We start from the raw sequence: 17,389 nt of genomic DNA on the forward strand, positions 1-17,389 counted from the left end.
GCTCGGTTGGGGGCATCCTCTCAGAGCGACCCAGACGGCATCGTTGATTTGGACCCACCTGCGGACGCGTGACAAGATTCTCTGGTTGCTCCAGTGAATGTGCGCTGGGGTGTGCACACCTTGACTACTGAATCGCGTCACCTGAGCAGGCTGATCAGCCTGTCCGGATGTGGTCTGTGGTCGCCGTGTGCCCATCCCGAAGGCGTGGTTCCAGTGAAGCTGATGGTGAAAGTTCCCGTCGAGAAGTCCGGCGACGCTTGTGAAAAATAAGCGACACGCCCGACCGCGGGGGTCGGAGCCAGAGGTGAGCAACCGGGCCGACTCAGCCGGAGGAAGCCTGTAGCACGCGGCACGCTGACCAAGAAGGACGAGAGAGACAGATGGCGGGACAGAAGATCCGCATCAGGCTCAAGGCCTATGACCACGAGGTGATCGACACCTCGGCGCGAAAGATCGTGGACACGGTCACCCGTACGGGTGCCAAGGTCGCCGGCCCGGTGCCGCTGCCGACCGAGAAGAACGTGTACTGCGTCATCCGCTCGCCCCACAAGTACAAGGACTCGCGCGAGCACTTCGAGATGCGCACCCACAAGCGCCTCATCGACATCATCGACCCGACCCCGAAGACTGTTGACTCCCTCATGCGGCTCGACCTGCCTGCTGGTGTCGACATCGAGATCAAGCTCTGAGGTTGACGACATGACGATCGAACGCAACGTGAAGGGTCTCCTGGGCACCAAGCTCGGCATGACCCAGCTGTGGGACGAGAACAACGTCGTCGTCCCCGTGACCGTCATCGCGGCGAACACCAACGTCGTGACCCAGGTCCGCACGCCCGAGGTCGACGGCTACAACGCCGTGCAGATCGGCTACGGCGAGATCGACGGCCGCAAGGTGAACAAGCCGGGCGCCGGCCAGTTCGAGAAGGCCGGCATCACGCCGCGCCGCCACCTGGCCGAGATCCGCACCGCCGACGCCGCGTCGTACTCCGCCGGCCAGGAGCTCCCCGTCGACACCTTCGCCGTGGGCGAGGAGATCGACGTGACGGGCACCTCGAAGGGTAAGGGTTTCGCGGGCACCATGAAGCGCCACGGCTTTGCCGGTGTCAGCGCTTCCCACGGTGCTCACCGCAACCACCGCAAGCCGGGATCGATCGGCGCCTGCGCCACCCCGGGTCGCGTGTTCAAGGGCGTCCGCATGGCCGGCCACATGGGTACCGACACCGTCACCACCCAGAACCTCACCGTGCACGCCGTCGACACCGAGAAGGGCCTCATCCTGGTCAAGGGCGCCATTCCTGGCCCCAAGGGTGGCCTCGTGGTCCTCCGCTCGGCTGCTAAGAAGCTGGAGGCCTGATCATGGCTATCAAGACCGTCAAGGTCGACTTCCCGGCTGAGATCTTCGATGTTGAGCTCAACATCCCGCTGATCCACCAGGTCGTCGTCGCGCAGCAGGCCGCTGCGCGCCAGGGCACGCACGCCACCAAGACCCGCGGCGAGGTCCGCGGCGGTGGCCGCAAGCCCTACAAGCAGAAGGGCACCGGCCGCGCCCGCCAGGGTTCGACCCGCGCGCCGCAGTTCGCCGGTGGTGGCACCGTCCACGGCCCGCAGCCGCGTGACTACAGCCAGCGCACCCCCAAGAAGATGAAGGCTGCCGCCCTCCGCGGTGCCCTCTCCGACCGGGCTCGCGCCGGCCAGATCCACGTGGCCGAGTTCGCCCTCGAGGCGCCCTCGACCAAGACCGCGCTGACCGCCCTCAAGGCGATCTCCGACGCCAAGCGCTTCCTCGTGGTGCTGGACCGTTCCGAGTCCGTCGCCGCGCTGAGCCTGCGCAACGCGCCCGAGGTGCACCTGCTCTGGGCCGACCAGCTCAACACCTACGACGTCCTCGTCTCCGACGACGTGGTCTTCTCCAAGCCGGCCTACGAGATCTTCGTCTCGGGCAAGCCGGTCGTCGCCGCCAAGGAGACCGTCACCATCGGTGACGTCGAGCCTGAGGCGATCAAGGAGCCCGCCGCCGAGCCGGCCAAGGAGATCGACCTCCCCGAGGGCGCTGTCGCGCCGCTCGAGGACGGCTCTGCTCCCGAGGGCTTCGACATCAAGGGCAACGTCAAGGGCAAGGACAAGAAGTTCCACGCTCCGGGCGGCCGTTGGTACGAGTCCACCAAGGCGGAGTTCTACTTCAAGTCCGCCGAGGACGCCATCGCCGCAGGCTTCGTCGAGGCCGGCAAGAAGAAGGCTGAGGAGGCTGACAAGTGAGCACGCTGCACTACGACCCCCGCGACATCCTGATCGCGCCGGTGGTCTCCGAGAAGAGCTACGGCCTCCTCGACCAGAACAAGTACACCTTCATCGTTCGCCCCGACGCGAACAAGACCGAGATCAAGATCGCGGTCGAGAAGGTGTTCGACGTCAAGGTGACCTCGGTCAACACGATCAACCGCAAGGGCAAGGCCCGTCGTACGCGTTACGGCCTGGGCAAGCGCCCCGACACCAAGCGCGCGATCGTCTCCCTGGCTGAGGGCGACCGCATCGACATCTTCGGCGCGTGAGAAGGACTGACTGAACATGGCTATTCGTAAGTACAAGCCGACCACCCCGGGCCGTCGTGGCTCGTCGGTGGCCGACTTCGCCGAGATCACTCGGACCACGCCCGAGAAGTCGCTGACCAAGCCCCTCCCCAAGAAGGGCGGCCGCAACAACCAGGGTCGCGTGACCACGCGTCACCAGGGTGGCGGTCACAAGCGTGCGTACCGGATCATCGACTTCCGTCGCTACGACAAGGACGGCGTGCCGGCCAAGGTCGCTCACATCGAGTACGACCCCAACCGCACCGCCCGCATCGCCCTGCTGCACTACTTCGACGGCGAGAAGCGCTACATCCTCGCGCCCGTCGGCGTGAGCCAGGGCACCGTCGTGGAGTCCGGCCCGACCGCCGACATCAAGCCCGGCAACAACCTGCCGCTGCGCAACATCCCGGTTGGTACCACCATCCACAATGTTGAGCTGCGTCCGGGTGGCGGCGCGAAGATCGCCCGCTCCGCCGGCATGAGCGCCCAGCTGGTCGCTCGCGAGGGCTCCAAGGCCACGCTGCGTATGCCTTCGGGTGAGATGCGCTTCGTCGACGTGCGCTGCCGCGCCACCGTCGGCGAGGTCGGCAACGCCGAGCAGTCCAACATCAACTGGGGTAAGGCCGGCCGCATGCGGTGGAAGGGCGTCCGCCCGACCGTCCGTGGTGTCGTCATGAACCCGGTCGACCACCCGCACGGTGGTGGTGAGGGTAAGACCTCCGGCGGCCGTCACCCGGTCAGCCCCTGGGGTAAGCCCGAGGGCCGTACGCGCAAGCGCAAGGCCTCTGACTCGCAGATCATCCGCCGCCGTAAGAGCGGGAAGGGTAGGAAGTAAGCAATGCCTCGCAGCCTGAAGAAGGGCCCCTTCGTCGACGACCACCTTCAGAAGAAGGTGGACGCCGAGAACGAGAAGGGCACCCACAACGTGATCAAGACCTGGTCGCGCCGCTCGATGATCGTGCCCGAGATGATCGGTCACACCATCGCGGTGCACGACGGTCGCAAGCACGTCCCGGTCTTCGTGTCCGACTCGATGGTCGGCCACAAGCTGGGCGAATTCGCACCGACCCGCACGTTCAAGGGTCACATCAAGGACGACCGGAAGGGACGCCGTCGATGACCACCACCGAACGGCAGCGCATCAGCGCCCGCCGCGACTCCCTGCTCGGCGACCAGCCGGGTGCCTTCGCGAGTGCCCGCTTCGTGCGGATCACCCCGCTGAAGGCACGCCGCGTCGTCGACATGGTCCGCGGCCTGCCCGTCGACGAGGCCCTGTCCCTGCTGCAGTTCGCGCCGCAGGCAGCCTCCGAGACTGTTTACAAGGTCCTCGAGAGCGCCATCGCCAACGCGGTGTCGACCGAGGGTCTGGACCGCGACGACCTGGTCGTCTCGGTCGCCATGGTCGACGAAGGTCCGACCATGAAGCGCTGGCGTCCCCGCGCCCAGGGCCGTGCGACCCGCATCAACAAGCGGACCTCGCACATCACCCTGGCCGTGCAGCCGGCCGACGTCGTCGAGAAGGGCGGTAAGAAGTAATGGGTCAGAAGATCAACCCGAACGGCTTCCGCCTGGGCATCTCGACCGACCACAAGTCGCGTTGGTACGCCGACAAGCAGTACAAGGAGTACGTCGGCGAGGACGTCAAGATCCGCAAGCTCCTGTCGAAGGGCATGGAGCGGGCCGGCATCGCCAAGGTCGAGATCGAGCGCACCCGTGACCGCGTCCGTGTGGACATCCACACCGCGCGTCCCGGCATCGTCATCGGCCGCCGCGGCGCCGAGGCCGACCGCCTCCGCACCGAGCTGGAGAAGCTCACCGGCAAGCAGGTCCAGCTGAACATCCTCGAGGTCAAGAACCCCGAGGTCGACGCTCAGCTGGTCGCCCAGGGTGTCGCCGAGCAGCTCAGCGGTCGCGTGCAGTTCCGCCGCGCGATGCGCAAGGCCATGCAGACCACCATGCGCTCCGGTGCCAAGGGCATCCGGATCCAGTGCTCCGGTCGTCTGAACGGCGCCGAGATGTCGCGTACGGAGTTCTACCGCGAGGGTCGCGTCCCGCTGCACACGCTGCGTGCCGACATCGACTACGGCTTCTACGAGGCCCGCACGACCTTCGGCCGCATCGGCGTGAAGGTCTGGATCTACAAGGGTGAGGTCTCCGGCTCGCGTGCCGAGCGCCAGGCCGCCCAGGCCGCCCGTGCGGGCGTCCCGGGTCGCGGTGGCAACGACCGTCGCGGTGGCCGCGGCGACCGTCCGTCGCGTGGCTCCCGTGGCGACCGCCCGAACCGCGCGGACCGCGCGGCGAAGACTGAGGCGCCGGCTGCCGCTGAGGCTCCCGCCGCCGAGACCACGACCCAGGAGGGCTGACCCATGCTGATGCCCCGTCGAGTCAAGCACCGCAAGCAGCACCACCCCAAGCGCACCGGCGTGGCCAAGGGTGGCACGAAGCTGGCCTTCGGTGACTACGGCATCCAGGCGATCGAGGGTCACTACGTGACCAACCGCCAGATCGAGGCAGCGCGTATCGCGATGACTCGTCACATCAAGCGAGGCGGAAAGGTGTGGATCAACATCTACCCCGACGTCCCGCTGACCAAGAAGCCCGCCGAGACCCGCATGGGTTCCGGTAAGGGTTCGCCCGAGTGGTGGGTCGCCAACGTCAAGCCGGGCCGCGTCATGTTCGAGCTCTCCGGCGTCGACGAGAACACGGCCCGCGAGGCGATGCGCCGCGCGATCCACAAGCTGCCCATGAAGTGCCGTTTCATCACGCGAGAGGCTGGTGAGTTCTGATGGCTAACTCCCTGCAGGCGTTCGAGCTGGACGAGCTCACCGACGTCGACCTCGAGGCGAAGCTGCGCGAGGCGAAGGAGGAGCTGTTCAACCTCCGGTTCCAGGCGGCCACCGGCCAGCTGGAGAGCCACGGTCGGCTCCGCACCGTCAAGAAGGACATCGCCCGGATCTACACCGTGGTGCGTGAGCGCGAGCTCGGCATCCGCGTGGCCCCGGGCACCGAGACCACCGAGGAGGCCTGAAATGGCTGAGTCCACCGAGACCACCGAGCGCAACACGCGCAAGGTGCGCGAGGGCCTCGTCGTCAGCGACAAGATGGACAAGACCATCGTCGTCGAGGTCGAGGACCGCGTGAAGCACCCGCTCTACGGCAAGGTCATGCGCCGTAGCAGCAAGCTCAAGGCTCACGACGAGCAGAACACCGCCGGCATCGGCGACCGCGTCCTGGTCATGGAGACCCGGCCGCTGTCCGCGACCAAGCGGTGGCGCCTCGTCGAGGTCGTCGAGCGCGCCAAGTGATCTTCGCCTCGAAAGAGGCGGATCCGGCTGGCGGCAAACGTCGCCAAATTGACCAAAGGGTGCAGGTCCAGCGACCATTGTTCGCTGGGCCTGTGCCCATCAAATCCCATTACGTTCGGCAAGGCTCGACCGCCCTGGATGCGGTTGAGAACCAGCTCGACAAGGAGAAGTAATGATCCAGCAGGAGTCGCGACTCAAGGTCGCCGACAACACTGGTGCGAAGGAGATCCTTTGCATTCGTGTGCTCGGTGGTTCCGGTCGTCGCTACGCCGGCATCGGCGACACCATCGTCGCCACCGTCAAGGACGCTATCCCCGGTGGCAACGTGAAGAAGGGTGACGTCGTCAAGGCCGTCATCGTGCGCACCGTCAAGGAGCGCCGCCGCGCTGACGGCTCGTACATCCGCTTCGACGAGAACGCCGCTGTCATTCTCAAGAACGACGGCGAGCCGCGAGGCACCCGCATCTTCGGCCCGGTCGGCCGTGAGCTGCGCGACAAGAAGTTCATGAAGATCATCTCGCTCGCGCCGGAGGTGCTGTGATGGGTCGCTCGCACATCAAGAAGGGCGACACCGTCAAGGTGATCGCTGGTAAGGACAAGGGCGGCTCCGGCAAGGTGATCGCTGTCCTCACCAACGAGGACCGGGTGATCGTCGAGGGCATCAACCTCATCAAGAAGCACACCAAGGTCCAGGACCAGGGCGGTCGCGCCGGCACCACCGGCGGCATCGTGACCACCGAGGCCCCGATCCACGTTTCCAACGTCCAGCTGCTCGAGGGTGGCGAGCCGGTTCGCGTCGGCTTCCGCCGTGAGACGGTCCAGAAGCGTCGCCCCGACGGGTCGACGTACGCCGCTGAGCGCAGCGTTCGCATCTCGCGCAAGACCGGTAAGGACATCTGATCATGACCGACACCGCTGTGGCCCCGCGCCTCAAGACGAAGTACCGCGAGGAGATCGCCCCCGCACTCCAGCAGGAGTTCGGCATCTCCAACGTCATGCAGATCCCCGGTCTGACCAAGATCGTCGTCAACATGGGTGTCGGCGAGGCTGCTCGCGACTCCAAGCTGATCGAGGGCGCTGTCAACGACCTGACCGCGATCACCGGCCAGAAGCCGCTGATCAACAAGGCGAAGAAGTCGATCGCGCAGTTCAAGCTGCGTGAGGGCATGCCGATCGGTGCGCACGTCACGCTGCGCGGCGACCGCATGTGGGAGTTCCTCGACCGCCTGCTCTCGCTCGCGCTGCCCCGCATCAGGGACTTCCGCGGTCTGAACGGCAAGCAGTTCGACGGCAACGGCAACTACACCTTCGGTCTCACCGAGCAGGTCATGTTCCACGAGATCAACCAGGACAAGATCGACCGCTCGCGGGGCATGGACATCACCCTCGTGACGACTGCCACCAACGACGACCAGGGTCGCGCGCTGCTCAAGGCGCTCGGCTTCCCGTTCAAGGAGAACTGAGATGGCGAAGACCGCTCTCAAGGTGAAGGCCGCCCGCAAGCCGAAGTTCGCGGTTCGCGGTTACACCCGCTGCCAGCGCTGCGGCCGCCCGAAGGCTGTGTTCCGCAAGTTCGGCCTGTGCCGTATCTGCCTGCGTGAGATGGCCCACCGGGGCGAGCTGCCCGGCGTCACCAAGTCCTCCTGGTGAGCGATCACCGTTCCAACCACTGACGTTGAAGGTCCTCACGACTCCGTGTCGCGAGGAAACCACTACGAGAAAGGGCCGTTCGGCCAATGACGATGACTGACCCGATCGCAGACATGCTCACTCGTCTGCGTAACGCCAACCAGGCGTACCACGACGCGGTTTCGATGCCGTACAGCAAGCTGAAGCAGGGCGTCGCTGAGATCCTCCAGCAGGAGGGTTACATCACCAAGTACGAGGTGCTGGAGCCCTCCGAGGGCCAGGTCGGCAAGACCCTGTCGATCACCCTCAAGTACGGCCGCAACCGTGAGCGCTCGATCGCCGGCGTCCGCCGCATCAGCAAGCCCGGTCTGCGTGTCTACGCGAAGCACACCGGCCTCCCGAAGGTGCTCGGCGGCCTCGGCGTCGCGATCATCTCGACGAGCCAGGGTCTGCTGACCGACCGCCAGGCCAACAAGAAGGGCGTAGGTGGGGAAGTCCTCGCCTACGTCTGGTAATCAGGGAAGGGAGAGAGAAGAACATGTCGCGTATTGGCAAGCTCCCCGTCCCGGTTCCGGCCGGCGTGGACATCACCATCGACGGCCAGGTCGTGAACGTCAAGGGTCCCAAGGGCTCCCTGTCGCACACCGTGGCCAGCCCGATCACCGTCGAGAAGGGTGACGGCGTCCTCGACGTCAAGCGCCCCGACGACAGCCGGGACAGCAAGGCCCTGCACGGCCTGTCCCGCACGCTGATCAACAACATGGTCCTGGGCGTCACCGAGGGCTACGAGAAGAAGCTCGAGATCGTCGGCGTGGGTTACCGCGTCCTGTCGAAGGGCCCGACCAAGCTGGAGTTCCAGCTGGGCTACTCGCACCCGATCATCTTCGACGCGCCCGAGGGCATCACCTTCACCACCGACGGTCCGACCAAGCTCGGCGTCGTGGGCATCGACAAGCAGCTCGTCGGTGAGGTCGCGGCCAACATCCGCAAGCTGCGCAAGCCGGAGCCCTACAAGGGCAAGGGCGTTCGTTACGCCGGCGAGAACATCCGCCGCAAGGTCGGAAAGGCTGGTAAGTGATGGCCATCTCGCTGTCGAACAACAAGCACACCGCTTCTCGTGTCCGCTCGCGTCTGCGTCGTCAGGCCCGCGGTCGCAAGAAGATCGAGGGTACGCCGGAGCGTCCGCGCCTCGTCGTGACCCGGTCGGCCAAGCACATCACCGCCCAGGTCGTCGACGACCTGGCCGGCAAGACGCTTGCCTCGGCCTCGACCATCGAGGGCGACCTGCGGTCGGCCTCGGGCGACAAGACCGCCAAGGCCAAGCAGGTCGGCGAGCTGGTCGCGTCGCGTGCCAAGGCCGCTGGGGTGGAGACCGTGGTCTTCGACCGTGCCGGCAACAAGTACCACGGCCGTGTCGCCGCGCTCGCCGATGGCGCGCGCGAGGCCGGTCTGACCTTCTGATCGCAACGATCGAACGAGAGAAGAGGAAAGTCTGATGAGCGGAGCCCAGCGCGGACAGCGTGGTGGCGAGCGCCGAGGTCGCGACGACCGTCGCAACCAGAGCGCCGACAAGACCGCCTACATCGAGAAGGTCGTCGCGATCAACCGAGTTGCCAAGGTCGTGAAGGGTGGTCGTCGCTTCAGCTTCACCGCCCTCGTGATCGTCGGTGACGGTGAGGGTCTGGTCGGCGTCGGCTACGGTAAGGCGAAGGAAGTTCCCGCGGCGATCGCCAAGGGTGTCGAGGAGGCGAAGAAGCACTTCTTCCGCGTCCCCCGCATCCAGGGCACGATCCCGCACCCGGTGCAGGGTGAGAAGGCCGCTGGTGTGGTCCTTCTCCGTCCGGCCGCCCCTGGTACCGGTGTCATCGCCGGTGGCCCGGTGCGTGCCGTCCTGGAGTGCGCCGGCATCCACGACGTGCTGAGCAAGTCGCTCGGCTCGTCCAACCAGATCAACATCGTCCACGCGACGGTGGAGGCCCTCAAGATGCTCGAGCAGCCTGAGGCCGTCGCCGCCCGCCGTGGTCTCCCGGTCGAGGACGTTGCCCCGGAGGCGCTGCTCAAGGCGCAGGCCGAGGTCGCGGAGTCGCCCAAGGTGGAGGTGTCGGCCTGATGGCGCAGCTGAAGGTCCAGCAGAAGAAGGGCCTCGTTGGTCTCAAGCAGAACCAGCGGGACACCCTGCGTACGCTCGGTCTCAAGCGGATCGGCGACGTGGTCGTCAAGGAGGACCGCCCGGAGATCCGCGGCATGGTCCAGACCGTCCGTCACCTGGTGACGGTCGAGGAGGTCGACTGATATGGCACTCAAGGTGCACAACCTGGCGCCGGCTCCCGGTGCCAAGAAGGCCAAGACCCGCGTGGGTCGTGGTGAGGCGTCCAAGGGTAAGACGGCCGGCCGTGGTACCAAGGGCACGAAGGCCCGTTACCAGGTCCCCGCCTACTTCGAGGGTGGCCAGACCCCGATGCACATGCGGCTCCCCAAGCTGAAGGGCTTCAAGAACCCCTTCAAGGTGGAGTTCCAGGTCGTCAACCTCGACAAGCTCAACGAGCTGTTCCCCGAGGGTGGCGTCGTCACCCCCGAGACCCTGATCGAGAAGGGTGCCGTCCGCAAGGGCCACCCGGTCAAGGTCCTGGGCCAGGGTGACCTGACCGTCAAGGTCGAGATCAGCGCCAACGCCTTCTCCGGCTCTGCCAAGGAGAAGATCGAGGCCGCTGGCGGAACTGTCACGGTTCTCTGACAGTTCTACTAACGTAGAGCCTGTCACGTGGGAGCGCGGCCGGGTCGCCCCTTCGGGGTCCCGTCCGCGCTCCCGCTGTTTCGGCCCTACGTGCAAGAACTGCCGTGGAGGCTGTTAGGCTGCCACGGGTTTTCGCATCGGCGCAGGCCCTGCGACCCCTGATTGTCGAAAGAGGAACCATTCGTGCTTGGCGCGTTCGCATCAGCGTTCCGTACCCCGGACCTGCGCAAGAAGCTGCTCTTCGTTCTCCTGATCGTCGTGATCTTCCGAGCGGGGTCACAGATCCCTGCTCCGGGCGTTCACGTCGCCAACGTCCAGCAGTGTCTTGACGCGGCCCAGACCGGTGACAGCGCCGGCCTCTACAACCTGGTCAATCTCTTCTCCGGCGGTGCGCTCCTGCAGCTGACCGTCTTCGCGCTCGGCATCATGCCGTACATCACCGCGAGCATCATCCTGCAGCTGCTCGTCGTGGTGATCCCGCGCCTGGAGCGGCTCAAGAAGGAGGGGCAGTCCGGGCAGACGAAGATCACGCAGTACACCCGTTACCTGACCCTCGGCCTCGCGGTCCTGCAGGCGACCGGCATCGTCGCGCTCGCGCGCTCCGGTGACCTGCTCCAGGGCTGCACGCAGCCGCTGCTGCACGACGACGGCACCGCCACCTTCCTGGTCATGGTCGTCACCATGACCGCCGGCACCGCGGTCATCATGTGGCTCGGCGAGCTCATCACCGAGCGCGGCATCGGCAACGGTATGTCGATCCTCATCTTCACCCAGGTCGTCGCGACCTTCCCGGCCACCATGTGGGCGGTCAAGAACGACAAGGGCTGGTGGACCTTCGCCATCGTCATGGTCATCGGCCTGGCGATCATGGCGGCGGTCATCTTCATCGAGCAGGCCCAGCGCCGGATCCCGGTCCAGTACGCCCGCCGGATGGTCGGCCGCAAGATGTTCGGTGGTTCCTCGACCTACATCCCGCTCAAGGTGAACCAGGCCGGTGTCATCCCGGTCATCTTCGCCTCGTCCCTGCTCTACCTGCCGGCGATGGCGGCGCAGTTCAACCAGAACGCGCAGAACCCGCCCGCATGGGTCGACTGGATCAACCGCTACTTCGTCCAGGGTGACCACCCGATCTACATGGCGACGTACTTCGCGCTGATCATCTTCTTCACCTACTTCTACGTGTCGATCACCTTCAACCCGCCGGAGGTCGCCGACAACATGAAGAAATACGGCGGCTTCATTCCAGGAATTCGGGCCGGGAAGCCGACCGAGGACTACCTGTCCTACGTTTTGTCCCGTATCACACTGCCGGGCTCGCTCTACCTCGGTCTGGTCGCACTCATCCCGCTGATCGCCCTGGCGCTCATCAACGCGAACCAGAACTTCCCGTTCGGCGGCACCTCGATCCTCATCATGGTCGGCGTCGCCCTCGACACGGTGAAGCAGATCGAGAGCCAGCTCCAGCAGCGCAACTATGAAGGGTTCCTCCGATGAGACTGATCATCATGGGCCCGCCGGGAGCCGGTAAGGGCACCCAGGCGAAGTTCATTGCCGAGCACTTCGGTATCCCCGCGATCTCGACCGGAAGCATCCTCCGGGCGAACGTCGACGCGGGCACCCCGCTCGGAGTCGAGGCCGACTCCTACATGAGCAAGGGTGAGTACGTCCCCGACTCGGTGATGAACCTGATGGTCCGTAACCGCATCGACGAACCCGACGCTGCCAAGGGTTTCCTGCTCGACGGCTACCCGCGCACCCTGGCGCAGGTCGAGGAGCTCGACGGGATGATCAAGTTCACCGGTCACGCGCTGGACGCTGTGGTCGTGCTGACGGTCGACAAGGACGAGATCGTGCAGCGGCTGCTTCAGCGCGCCGAGCTCGAGGGTCGGTCCGACGACACCGAAGAGGTCATCCGCCGGCGCCAGGAGGTCTACCTCGAGGAGACCGCCCCGCTGATCGAGGTCTACAAGGGTCGCGGCCTGGTGCACGAGATCGACGGCATGGGTGAGGTCGACGACGTCACCAAGCGGATCTTCGACGAGCTCGACATCGTCCCGGAATCCTGACCCGGAATCTGGGACAGACAATCTTGTACACAACGGGGGAGCAGTGGGCTTCTTGACCAAGGTCCAGATCAAGACCCCTGAGCAGATCGAGAAGATGCGTCGGGCCGGCCTCGTGGTCGGCGAGACGCTCGAGGTGCTCCGGGCCGCAGCGCGGCCCGGAGTCACTCTTCTCGAGCTCGACGCCATCGCCGAGGACTCGATCCGGTCCCGGGGTGGCGTCCCGTCGTTCAAGGGCTACCACGGCTTCCCGGGCTCGATCTGTGCCTCGGTCGACGAGGTGGTGGTCCACGGCATCCCGGGATCCCGGGTGCTGAAGGACGGCGACATCATCTCGATCGACTGCGGCGCCATCGTCGACGGCTGGCACGGTGACGCCGCGATCACGGTGGCGATGGGCTCGGTGCCCGACGAGGTCTCCGAGCTGATGCGGGTGACCGAGGAGTCGATGTGGCGCGGCATCGCGGCGGCGCGCCTCGGCGGTCGGGTCACCGACATCTCGCACGCCATCGAGACCTATGTCGAGTCCCAGGGCGACTACGGCATCCTCGAGGACTTCAGCGGCCATGGCATCGGCACCGAGATGCACATGGAGCCGTCGGTGTTCAACTACGGCAAGCCCGGCAAGGGTCCGAAGCTGCAGCGCGGCATCGCGCTCGCCGTCGAGCCGATGCTCACCCTCGGTGGCCCCGAGGTGACGACCCTCGACGACGACTGGACCGTCGTGACCGACGACGGCTCCTGGGCGGCCCACTTCGAGCACACCTTCGCCCTCACCTCCAACGGCGCCTGGGTGCTCACCGCGCTCGACGGTGGCGAGGAGATGCTCGGCAAGCTCGGGGTGCCCTGGGGCGGTCACTGAGCCTGCGGCCTGGGCCAGCGTTGTCGCTCTCGTAGATCAGGGCGTCCTGTCACGGTGATAGGCCTTGTTCGCGATCCACCACCGACCGCCGGTGTCGACCAGAAGGAAGACGTCGGTGAACGTGTCCGTGCCGTGCCAGAGGGTCATCGACGCCGTCGCGACGGTGCCGTGGACCTGGACGGAGTCGATCCGGCGGCGTCTCGTCGACTCGTCGGCGGCGGGACGACCGGGGAACAGCCCGACGTACTCATCGAGTGTCCAGGTGACAAACCCGTCGTCGCGAAGTCCTTCGATGTGGGCGCTCGGGAGAAAGGCGTCGCCGAAGTGGGTCGGATCGCCGGTGGCATGTCCCTCGACGTAGGCACGCAACGGCCGCAGGACGGCATCGTCGACGGACGCCTCGGTCGCGACGAGACCGATGTCGGCGTCGGGTCCTGCCTGGCTGTTGCCGAGGACGTCGGCGGTGGGAAACGGCACCTGCGTGGCGTCGGCCAGAAGCGTGGCGTCCTTGGCGAGCGCGCCGATCGTGAACTGCGCGGCAGGGCTGGAGTCGGTGCCGTCCAGGAAGGGGCGCTTGCGGCTGACCAGGCCGCCGAGCGGCCCCCGCGCGAGCACGTCGAGCGTGTCGGAGCGGGGGAGTCCGAGAGCGTCGGCCTGCTGAAGCGAGTCGCGAAGGGCGAGCAGCGCGCCGGCGAGACTGCTGTTCGCGACGAGCTTGAGCGCGGCAGCAGTGGCGGCTTCGGCGACCTCGACGACGTCTCCCAGCGCCGTCAGGACGCCGCGGACACGGGCAACCTCCGCTCCGGCGGCGAGGACGGTCAGGCTTCCGTCCGCGACGGCGGGCACTGAGCCCAGGACAGGGGCGTGAACGTACGCAGGCCCGACCCGCTCGCTGAGCGCGGCTGCCTCGTCGGGGGCGATCGTGCTGGTGTTGACCAGCACAGCGCCGCTCTTCAACGTGATCTGGTCGAGGACCTGCGCACAAGCGTGCCCGTCGAAGAGGGCCAGGACGACCACGTCTGCATCCGCGACCGCGGTCTGCGGCGAACCACCGTGCCGTCGGCTCCAGCCGGCGACCTCGTACGTCTTCTCGCGCAGACGGCTCTCCATCGCCGTGCCCATACGTCCCAGACCGACCACTGCCACTCGTGTACTCATGCCCGAAATTCTTCCGGCGCCAGAGCCATGCAACAAGCGTAAGAACCGCATCACAGCCATGCGTTCATGGCATGCTTGCGGCTGTGTCGTGGGTGTCGTGGCGTACGTTCCTGGCGGTGTGTCGTTGCGGATCGCTCTCGGCCGCAGCGCTGGAGCTCGGCTACACCCAGTCGGCCGTGTCGCGACAGGTCGCAGCGCTGGAGCGCGAAGCCGGAGTCGCCCTCCTGCACAGGCAGGCTCGCGGGGTGGAGCCGACAGCCGCGGGGATCGCCTTCCTGCGCCACGCCACGGTCGCCGTCAACGAGGCCGACCGTGCGCTCCGCTCGGCTCGCAGCCCGGATCCGGTGCGACGCCTCGCCATCGGTGCTACCCCGTCCCTCGCCACGTGGGTGGCGCCGGCTGCGGTCAGGCGGTTTCTGGCCGCCGACCCCGGGTGGGGCTGGACGCTGGTGCCGGGACTGACTCGTGATCTGCACGCGCGTGTCGCGGACGGCGAGCTCGATGTGGCGTTGGTGACGGATGCTCCACCCGGGCTGCCGCACGACGACCGTGTGCGGTCGATCCCGCTCGGTGCCGATGCGATGGTGGTCGTGGTCGCTGCCGACCATCCTCTTGCCGGGCGCAGGAGGATCCGGATCGAGGAGCTCGCCGAGGAGGTCTGGGCCGAGGACAACGACGGCTCGCGAGCGTTGCTGCGCCGGCACGCCGCCCGCGCCGGTGTGGACCCCAAGATCGACCTGGACGCTGCCGATCTCGCCGGCAAGGTGGCGCTTGCCGCGACCGGGCACGCGGTGGCTCTCGTCCCGGGCATCACCCTCGCGACGCTGCGTCCGGACGTTGTCGGGATCCCGCTCGTCGACGCACCGGTGCGAGGCCTCCACGCGCTGGTGCCCATCGGCGGCGACCACGATGGCCTCGCTCGGTTCGTGGGCATCCTCGAGGATCTTCTGGGTGAGGTCACCACCCCTGGTGATCTCGGCGGTCGAACGCGATGAGACGCGAGCCGGGATGGCACGCTTGCACGATGAGCTGTACGCGTCGGCCGTCCCCTCGGCGTCACCGCGAGCGTCCGTGATGGACGACGCTGCTCCGGTCGTGGTCGCGCGCTTCGCGGACGTGTCCGAGATCGACGCCGACCCCGGGCTCCTCACCACCGCGGAGCTCGCCCGTCACGGCCGTCTCGTGGCCGCGGCTGACAAGCAGGCGTACGCCGCCGCGCACATCCTCGTCCGCGAGTGCTCCGCCGAGCTGCTGGGCGCACGCCGGGAGGACGTGGTGATCCGACAGCGGTGCGGCCGGTGTGGCGCCGTGGAGCACGGAGCTCCGGCGGTCGCTGATTTTCCAGGGATCTGGGTGAGCCTGAGTCACGCCCGCGGCCAGGTCGCTGCCGTCGCCGCCACCAGACGGTGTGGCATCGACGTCGAGAGGGTCTCGCGCGGTCCGGACCGGGCGCTCTCGTCGCGCGAGGCGGCCTGGGTGGCGGGGCAGCAGGACGCTGCGTACGCGTTCACGCGGTTGTGGGTGCGCAAGGAAGCGCTGGTGAAGGCCGGTCACGGCAGCATGGCGGCGGCGCAGCGCCTGGATGTCCTCGCGGAGAACGGTCCGGCCGACCAGCTCGGCGGCGCCCGGATCACCCCGTGGGAAGCCCCCGGATTCGTCGGTGCCGTCGCGATCTGTGCCGACAGGCGGACCGGGAACTGACAGGAACCTGATAGGAAACTGAACGAATCACGTTCGTCCACAGCTCTGACTGGCGGATATCCGACATCACCTGTCAGTTGACAGAGAAAGGGACCTCGGGTCCTCGCGTGTCGCCCCGACTGTGAGTAACTTGGTCAGCCCGCGGGGACAGGGAGAGCCCCGTACTCGGGAGGAAGAACCGGATGAGCACGCAGTTGCGACCCCCCATGGCGGCGCGACCCAACCCATCGACACGGACGCGAAGCGAGATCATCGACCGCCTCAGTCCTGAGGACATCGAGATGTTCTGGGACCAGATCGCCACCTCGCTCCCGCTCGTCGAGGAGACCGGCGCCGGCGCAGCGGACGACGAGGTGATCGTCACCTTCTGCTGGCGCGACGACGAGGCCGAGGAGGTGCTTCTCTTCGCCAACCGGCTCACCGACGAGCGTCATCTCGCCGACACGATGCTCGAGCGGAAGGCGGGCACCGACCTGTGGCACGCCTCGTTCCTGATGAAGCGTGACTGGCGGGCGTCGTACGCCTTTCTCTGCAAGCACCCCGGCGAGCCGGCCCCGTGGGAGAGCGAGGGGCAGATCGAGCTGCGCGCCGTGCTGCACCGCGGCTACCTCGACCCGCTCAACCCCGACTGGTGCCACAACCGGCAGGGCATCAAGCAGTCGGTCGTCTCGCTGCCCGACGCCCCGCTGCAGCCGTGGCTCTACCGGCGCGACGACGTCGTCCCGGGCACCGTCACGCTCGAGGTGGGCCCCGACGGCCGCGACGTCTGGCTCTACGATCCGGCCGGCGCCGGACTCAACGTCGACCTGCCGCTCGTGGTCGCGCTCGACGGTGAGATCTGGACCGACCACCACTCGCTGCCGACCACGCTCGACAACCTGATCGCCGACGGCCACCTCCGCCACGTACGCTGCGTCCTGCCCGCCTCCGGCGGCCGCGACAAGCGCTGGGAGGAGCTCGCCGGCGGCGAGGGTGCCGACTACATCGTCAACCAGCTGCTGCCGTGGGTGCGCGAGCGTCGCGCCGTCTCCGCGGAGACGTACGTCGTGGGCCAGAGCCTCGGCGGCGTCACCGCCCTGCGGGCCGGCCTGACCTACCCCGAGCACATCCACGGTGTCGCCAGCCAGTCGGCCTCGCTGTGGCTCGACGACCTCGCGGACGCGGTCACCCCGGAGGCCAAGACCCGGGTGCACCTGGCGCACGGCACCCAGGAGTGGGTGCTCGACGAGCTCCACCACGACCTCGTCGACCGGCTGCGCAGCGCCGGGATCGACGTCACCTCCGAGGAGCACAACGGCGGTCATGACTACGCCTGGTGGCGCTCGGCCGTGGCCGACGGCCTCCGCGCGCTGCTGCCGCCGGAATAAG

The 17,389-nt window shown here is 67.0% G+C and carries 28 protein-coding genes; 27 read left to right on the forward strand and 1 reads right to left on the reverse strand.

Annotation, left to right across the window (positions count from 1 at the left end; translation table 11 throughout):
- Positions 1 to 380 precede the first annotated feature (380 nt).
- The 24 genes from rpsJ to map all read left to right on the forward strand — a co-directional run bounded on the left by rpsJ (position 381) and on the right by map (position 13,162).
- Complete coding sequence (gene rpsJ, locus G5C66_RS18130; RefSeq protein WP_008360994.1) at positions 381 to 689, forward strand: 30S ribosomal protein S10; 309 nt, start codon at positions 381 to 383, stop codon at positions 687 to 689.
- A 10-nt stretch (positions 690 to 699) separates the two neighbouring features.
- Positions 700 to 1,356, forward strand: coding sequence for a 50S ribosomal protein L3 (gene rplC, locus G5C66_RS18135; RefSeq protein WP_165112362.1), 657 nt, complete (start codon positions 700 to 702; stop codon positions 1,354 to 1,356).
- 2 nt (positions 1,357 to 1,358) lie between these two features.
- A complete protein-coding gene (gene rplD / locus G5C66_RS18140) occupies positions 1,359 to 2,258 on the forward strand; it encodes a 50S ribosomal protein L4, sunset domain variant (protein WP_165112363.1) in 900 nt (299 codons plus the stop codon).
- Positions 2,255 to 2,551 carry a 50S ribosomal protein L23 gene (gene rplW / locus G5C66_RS18145; protein ID WP_008360999.1) on the forward strand — a complete coding sequence of 99 codons (297 nt, stop codon included), beginning with the start codon at positions 2,255 to 2,257 and terminating at the stop codon, positions 2,549 to 2,551. Before rplD ends, rplW begins: the two co-directional genes overlap by 4 nt.
- A gap of 16 nt (positions 2,552 to 2,567) precedes the next feature.
- Entirely contained in the window at positions 2,568 to 3,404 is an 837-nt protein-coding gene (gene rplB, locus G5C66_RS18150; RefSeq protein WP_008361002.1) for a 50S ribosomal protein L2, read from the forward strand.
- Between the two features lie 3 nt (positions 3,405 to 3,407).
- A complete protein-coding gene (gene rpsS, locus G5C66_RS18155; RefSeq protein WP_045550116.1) occupies positions 3,408 to 3,689 on the forward strand; it encodes a 30S ribosomal protein S19 in 282 nt (93 codons plus the stop codon).
- Positions 3,686 to 4,105, forward strand: coding sequence for a 50S ribosomal protein L22 (gene rplV, locus G5C66_RS18160; RefSeq protein WP_165112364.1), 420 nt, complete (start codon positions 3,686 to 3,688; stop codon positions 4,103 to 4,105). Before rpsS ends, rplV begins: the two co-directional genes overlap by 4 nt.
- Positions 4,105 to 4,932 (forward strand): 30S ribosomal protein S3, encoded by an 828-nt coding sequence (rpsC, locus tag G5C66_RS18165; RefSeq protein ID WP_045550115.1) that lies wholly within the window; start codon positions 4,105 to 4,107, stop codon positions 4,930 to 4,932. Before rplV ends, rpsC begins: the two co-directional genes overlap by 1 nt.
- Positions 4,933 to 4,935: 3 nt before the next feature.
- On the forward strand, positions 4,936 to 5,355 hold the full coding sequence (gene rplP / locus G5C66_RS18170; protein ID WP_008361009.1) for a 50S ribosomal protein L16: 420 nt from the start codon (positions 4,936 to 4,938) through the stop codon (positions 5,353 to 5,355).
- Positions 5,355 to 5,597: a 50S ribosomal protein L29 gene (gene rpmC, locus G5C66_RS18175; protein WP_008361011.1), complete on the forward strand. Its 243-nt coding sequence runs from the start codon at positions 5,355 to 5,357 to the stop codon at positions 5,595 to 5,597. Before rplP ends, rpmC begins: the two co-directional genes overlap by 1 nt.
- Position 5,598: 1 nt before the next feature.
- Positions 5,599 to 5,874 carry a 30S ribosomal protein S17 gene (gene rpsQ, locus G5C66_RS18180; protein ID WP_045550113.1) on the forward strand — a complete coding sequence of 92 codons (276 nt, stop codon included), beginning with the start codon at positions 5,599 to 5,601 and terminating at the stop codon, positions 5,872 to 5,874.
- 172 nt (positions 5,875 to 6,046) lie between these two features.
- Positions 6,047 to 6,415 (forward strand): 50S ribosomal protein L14, encoded by a 369-nt coding sequence (gene rplN, locus G5C66_RS18185; RefSeq protein ID WP_008361015.1) that lies wholly within the window; start codon positions 6,047 to 6,049, stop codon positions 6,413 to 6,415.
- Positions 6,415 to 6,774: a 50S ribosomal protein L24 gene (rplX, locus tag G5C66_RS18190; RefSeq protein WP_008361017.1), complete on the forward strand. Its 360-nt coding sequence runs from the start codon at positions 6,415 to 6,417 to the stop codon at positions 6,772 to 6,774. The genes rplN and rplX overlap by 1 nt, the downstream gene beginning before the upstream one ends.
- Before the next feature lie 2 nt (positions 6,775 to 6,776).
- Positions 6,777 to 7,337, forward strand: coding sequence for a 50S ribosomal protein L5 (rplE, locus tag G5C66_RS18195; protein ID WP_008361018.1), 561 nt, complete (start codon positions 6,777 to 6,779; stop codon positions 7,335 to 7,337).
- Between the two features lies 1 nt (position 7,338).
- Entirely contained in the window at positions 7,339 to 7,524 is a 186-nt protein-coding gene (locus G5C66_RS18200; protein WP_017932844.1) for a type Z 30S ribosomal protein S14, read from the forward strand.
- A gap of 86 nt (positions 7,525 to 7,610) precedes the next feature.
- Entirely contained in the window at positions 7,611 to 8,018 is a 408-nt protein-coding gene (rpsH, locus tag G5C66_RS18205; protein WP_165112365.1) for a 30S ribosomal protein S8, read from the forward strand.
- A gap of 23 nt (positions 8,019 to 8,041) precedes the next feature.
- A complete protein-coding gene (gene rplF, locus G5C66_RS18210; protein ID WP_165112366.1) occupies positions 8,042 to 8,581 on the forward strand; it encodes a 50S ribosomal protein L6 in 540 nt (179 codons plus the stop codon).
- Positions 8,581 to 8,964 (forward strand): 50S ribosomal protein L18, encoded by a 384-nt coding sequence (rplR, locus tag G5C66_RS18215; protein WP_008361025.1) that lies wholly within the window; start codon positions 8,581 to 8,583, stop codon positions 8,962 to 8,964. Before rplF ends, rplR begins: the two co-directional genes overlap by 1 nt.
- Before the next feature lie 34 nt (positions 8,965 to 8,998).
- Complete coding sequence (gene rpsE / locus G5C66_RS18220; protein ID WP_008361027.1) at positions 8,999 to 9,613, forward strand: 30S ribosomal protein S5; 615 nt, start codon at positions 8,999 to 9,001, stop codon at positions 9,611 to 9,613.
- Positions 9,613 to 9,795, forward strand: a complete 183-nt coding sequence (rpmD, locus tag G5C66_RS18225) for a 50S ribosomal protein L30 (protein WP_008361029.1) — start codon at positions 9,613 to 9,615, stop codon at positions 9,793 to 9,795. The genes rpsE and rpmD overlap by 1 nt, the downstream gene beginning before the upstream one ends.
- A 1-nt stretch (position 9,796) precedes the next feature.
- Positions 9,797 to 10,237, forward strand: coding sequence for a 50S ribosomal protein L15 (rplO, locus tag G5C66_RS18230; protein ID WP_008361030.1), 441 nt, complete (start codon positions 9,797 to 9,799; stop codon positions 10,235 to 10,237).
- Between the two features lie 183 nt (positions 10,238 to 10,420).
- Positions 10,421 to 11,731: a preprotein translocase subunit SecY gene (gene secY, locus G5C66_RS18235; RefSeq protein WP_165112367.1), complete on the forward strand. Its 1,311-nt coding sequence runs from the start codon at positions 10,421 to 10,423 to the stop codon at positions 11,729 to 11,731.
- Positions 11,728 to 12,303, forward strand: coding sequence for an adenylate kinase (locus G5C66_RS18240; protein ID WP_165112368.1), 576 nt, complete (start codon positions 11,728 to 11,730; stop codon positions 12,301 to 12,303). Before secY ends, G5C66_RS18240 begins: the two co-directional genes overlap by 4 nt.
- Positions 12,304 to 12,346: 43 nt before the next feature.
- The gene (map, locus tag G5C66_RS18245) at positions 12,347 to 13,162 is read left to right on the forward strand and encodes a type I methionyl aminopeptidase (RefSeq protein WP_165112369.1); all 816 of its coding nucleotides are present in this window, start codon (positions 12,347 to 12,349) and stop codon (positions 13,160 to 13,162) included.
- Positions 13,163 to 13,198: 36 nt separating this feature from the next.
- On the opposite strand, the gene G5C66_RS18250 is transcribed toward map, so the two are convergent.
- Positions 13,199 to 14,320, reverse strand: coding sequence for a nuclear transport factor 2 family protein (locus G5C66_RS18250; RefSeq protein WP_165112370.1), 1,122 nt, complete (start codon positions 14,318 to 14,320; stop codon positions 13,199 to 13,201).
- 71 nt (positions 14,321 to 14,391) lie between these two features.
- Between G5C66_RS18250 and G5C66_RS18255 the strand changes: the two genes are divergently transcribed.
- From G5C66_RS18255 to G5C66_RS18265, 3 genes are all read left to right on the forward strand, one after another.
- A complete protein-coding gene (locus G5C66_RS18255) occupies positions 14,392 to 15,315 on the forward strand; it encodes a LysR family transcriptional regulator (protein ID WP_165112371.1) in 924 nt (307 codons plus the stop codon).
- Positions 15,316 to 15,394: 79 nt separating this feature from the next.
- Positions 15,395 to 16,021, forward strand: a complete 627-nt coding sequence (locus G5C66_RS18260) for a 4'-phosphopantetheinyl transferase family protein (protein WP_165112372.1) — start codon at positions 15,395 to 15,397, stop codon at positions 16,019 to 16,021.
- A gap of 281 nt (positions 16,022 to 16,302) precedes the next feature.
- On the forward strand, positions 16,303 to 17,388 hold the full coding sequence (locus G5C66_RS18265) for an enterochelin esterase domain-containing protein (protein WP_165112373.1): 1,086 nt from the start codon (positions 16,303 to 16,305) through the stop codon (positions 17,386 to 17,388).
- Position 17,389 lies beyond the last annotated feature (1 nt).

The organism is Nocardioides turkmenicus, assembly GCF_011045035.1.
Taxonomy (GTDB): domain Bacteria; phylum Actinomycetota; class Actinomycetes; order Propionibacteriales; family Nocardioidaceae; genus Nocardioides; species Nocardioides turkmenicus.

Coding starts and splice junctions, on each gene's coding strand:
- rpsJ (WP_008360994.1), top strand. CDS start 381: ATGGCGGGACAGAAGATCCGCATCAGGCTCAAGGCCTATGACCACGAG.
- rplC (WP_165112362.1), top strand. CDS start 700: ATGACGATCGAACGCAACGTGAAGGGTCTCCTGGGCACCAAGCTCGGC.
- rplD (WP_165112363.1), top strand. CDS start 1,359: ATGGCTATCAAGACCGTCAAGGTCGACTTCCCGGCTGAGATCTTCGAT.
- rplB (WP_008361002.1), top strand. CDS start 2,568: ATGGCTATTCGTAAGTACAAGCCGACCACCCCGGGCCGTCGTGGCTCG.
- rpsS (WP_045550116.1), top strand. CDS start 3,408: ATGCCTCGCAGCCTGAAGAAGGGCCCCTTCGTCGACGACCACCTTCAG.
- rplV (WP_165112364.1), top strand. CDS start 3,686: ATGACCACCACCGAACGGCAGCGCATCAGCGCCCGCCGCGACTCCCTG.
- rpsC (WP_045550115.1), top strand. CDS start 4,105: ATGGGTCAGAAGATCAACCCGAACGGCTTCCGCCTGGGCATCTCGACC.
- rplP (WP_008361009.1), top strand. CDS start 4,936: ATGCTGATGCCCCGTCGAGTCAAGCACCGCAAGCAGCACCACCCCAAG.
- rpmC (WP_008361011.1), top strand. CDS start 5,355: ATGGCTAACTCCCTGCAGGCGTTCGAGCTGGACGAGCTCACCGACGTC.
- rpsQ (WP_045550113.1), top strand. CDS start 5,599: ATGGCTGAGTCCACCGAGACCACCGAGCGCAACACGCGCAAGGTGCGC.
- rplN (WP_008361015.1), top strand. CDS start 6,047: ATGATCCAGCAGGAGTCGCGACTCAAGGTCGCCGACAACACTGGTGCG.
- rplX (WP_008361017.1), top strand. CDS start 6,415: ATGGGTCGCTCGCACATCAAGAAGGGCGACACCGTCAAGGTGATCGCT.
- rplE (WP_008361018.1), top strand. CDS start 6,777: ATGACCGACACCGCTGTGGCCCCGCGCCTCAAGACGAAGTACCGCGAG.
- G5C66_RS18200 (WP_017932844.1), top strand. CDS start 7,339: ATGGCGAAGACCGCTCTCAAGGTGAAGGCCGCCCGCAAGCCGAAGTTC.
- rpsH (WP_165112365.1), top strand. CDS start 7,611: ATGACGATGACTGACCCGATCGCAGACATGCTCACTCGTCTGCGTAAC.
- rplF (WP_165112366.1), top strand. CDS start 8,042: ATGTCGCGTATTGGCAAGCTCCCCGTCCCGGTTCCGGCCGGCGTGGAC.
- rplR (WP_008361025.1), top strand. CDS start 8,581: ATGGCCATCTCGCTGTCGAACAACAAGCACACCGCTTCTCGTGTCCGC.
- rpsE (WP_008361027.1), top strand. CDS start 8,999: ATGAGCGGAGCCCAGCGCGGACAGCGTGGTGGCGAGCGCCGAGGTCGC.
- rpmD (WP_008361029.1), top strand. CDS start 9,613: ATGGCGCAGCTGAAGGTCCAGCAGAAGAAGGGCCTCGTTGGTCTCAAG.
- rplO (WP_008361030.1), top strand. CDS start 9,797: ATGGCACTCAAGGTGCACAACCTGGCGCCGGCTCCCGGTGCCAAGAAG.
- G5C66_RS18240 (WP_165112368.1), top strand. CDS start 11,728: ATGAGACTGATCATCATGGGCCCGCCGGGAGCCGGTAAGGGCACCCAG.
- G5C66_RS18250 (WP_165112370.1), bottom strand. CDS start 14,320: ATGAGTACACGAGTGGCAGTGGTCGGTCTGGGACGTATGGGCACGGCG.
- G5C66_RS18255 (WP_165112371.1), top strand. CDS start 14,392: ATGCTTGCGGCTGTGTCGTGGGTGTCGTGGCGTACGTTCCTGGCGGTG.
- G5C66_RS18260 (WP_165112372.1), top strand. CDS start 15,395: ATGGACGACGCTGCTCCGGTCGTGGTCGCGCGCTTCGCGGACGTGTCC.
- G5C66_RS18265 (WP_165112373.1), top strand. CDS start 16,303: ATGTTCTGGGACCAGATCGCCACCTCGCTCCCGCTCGTCGAGGAGACC.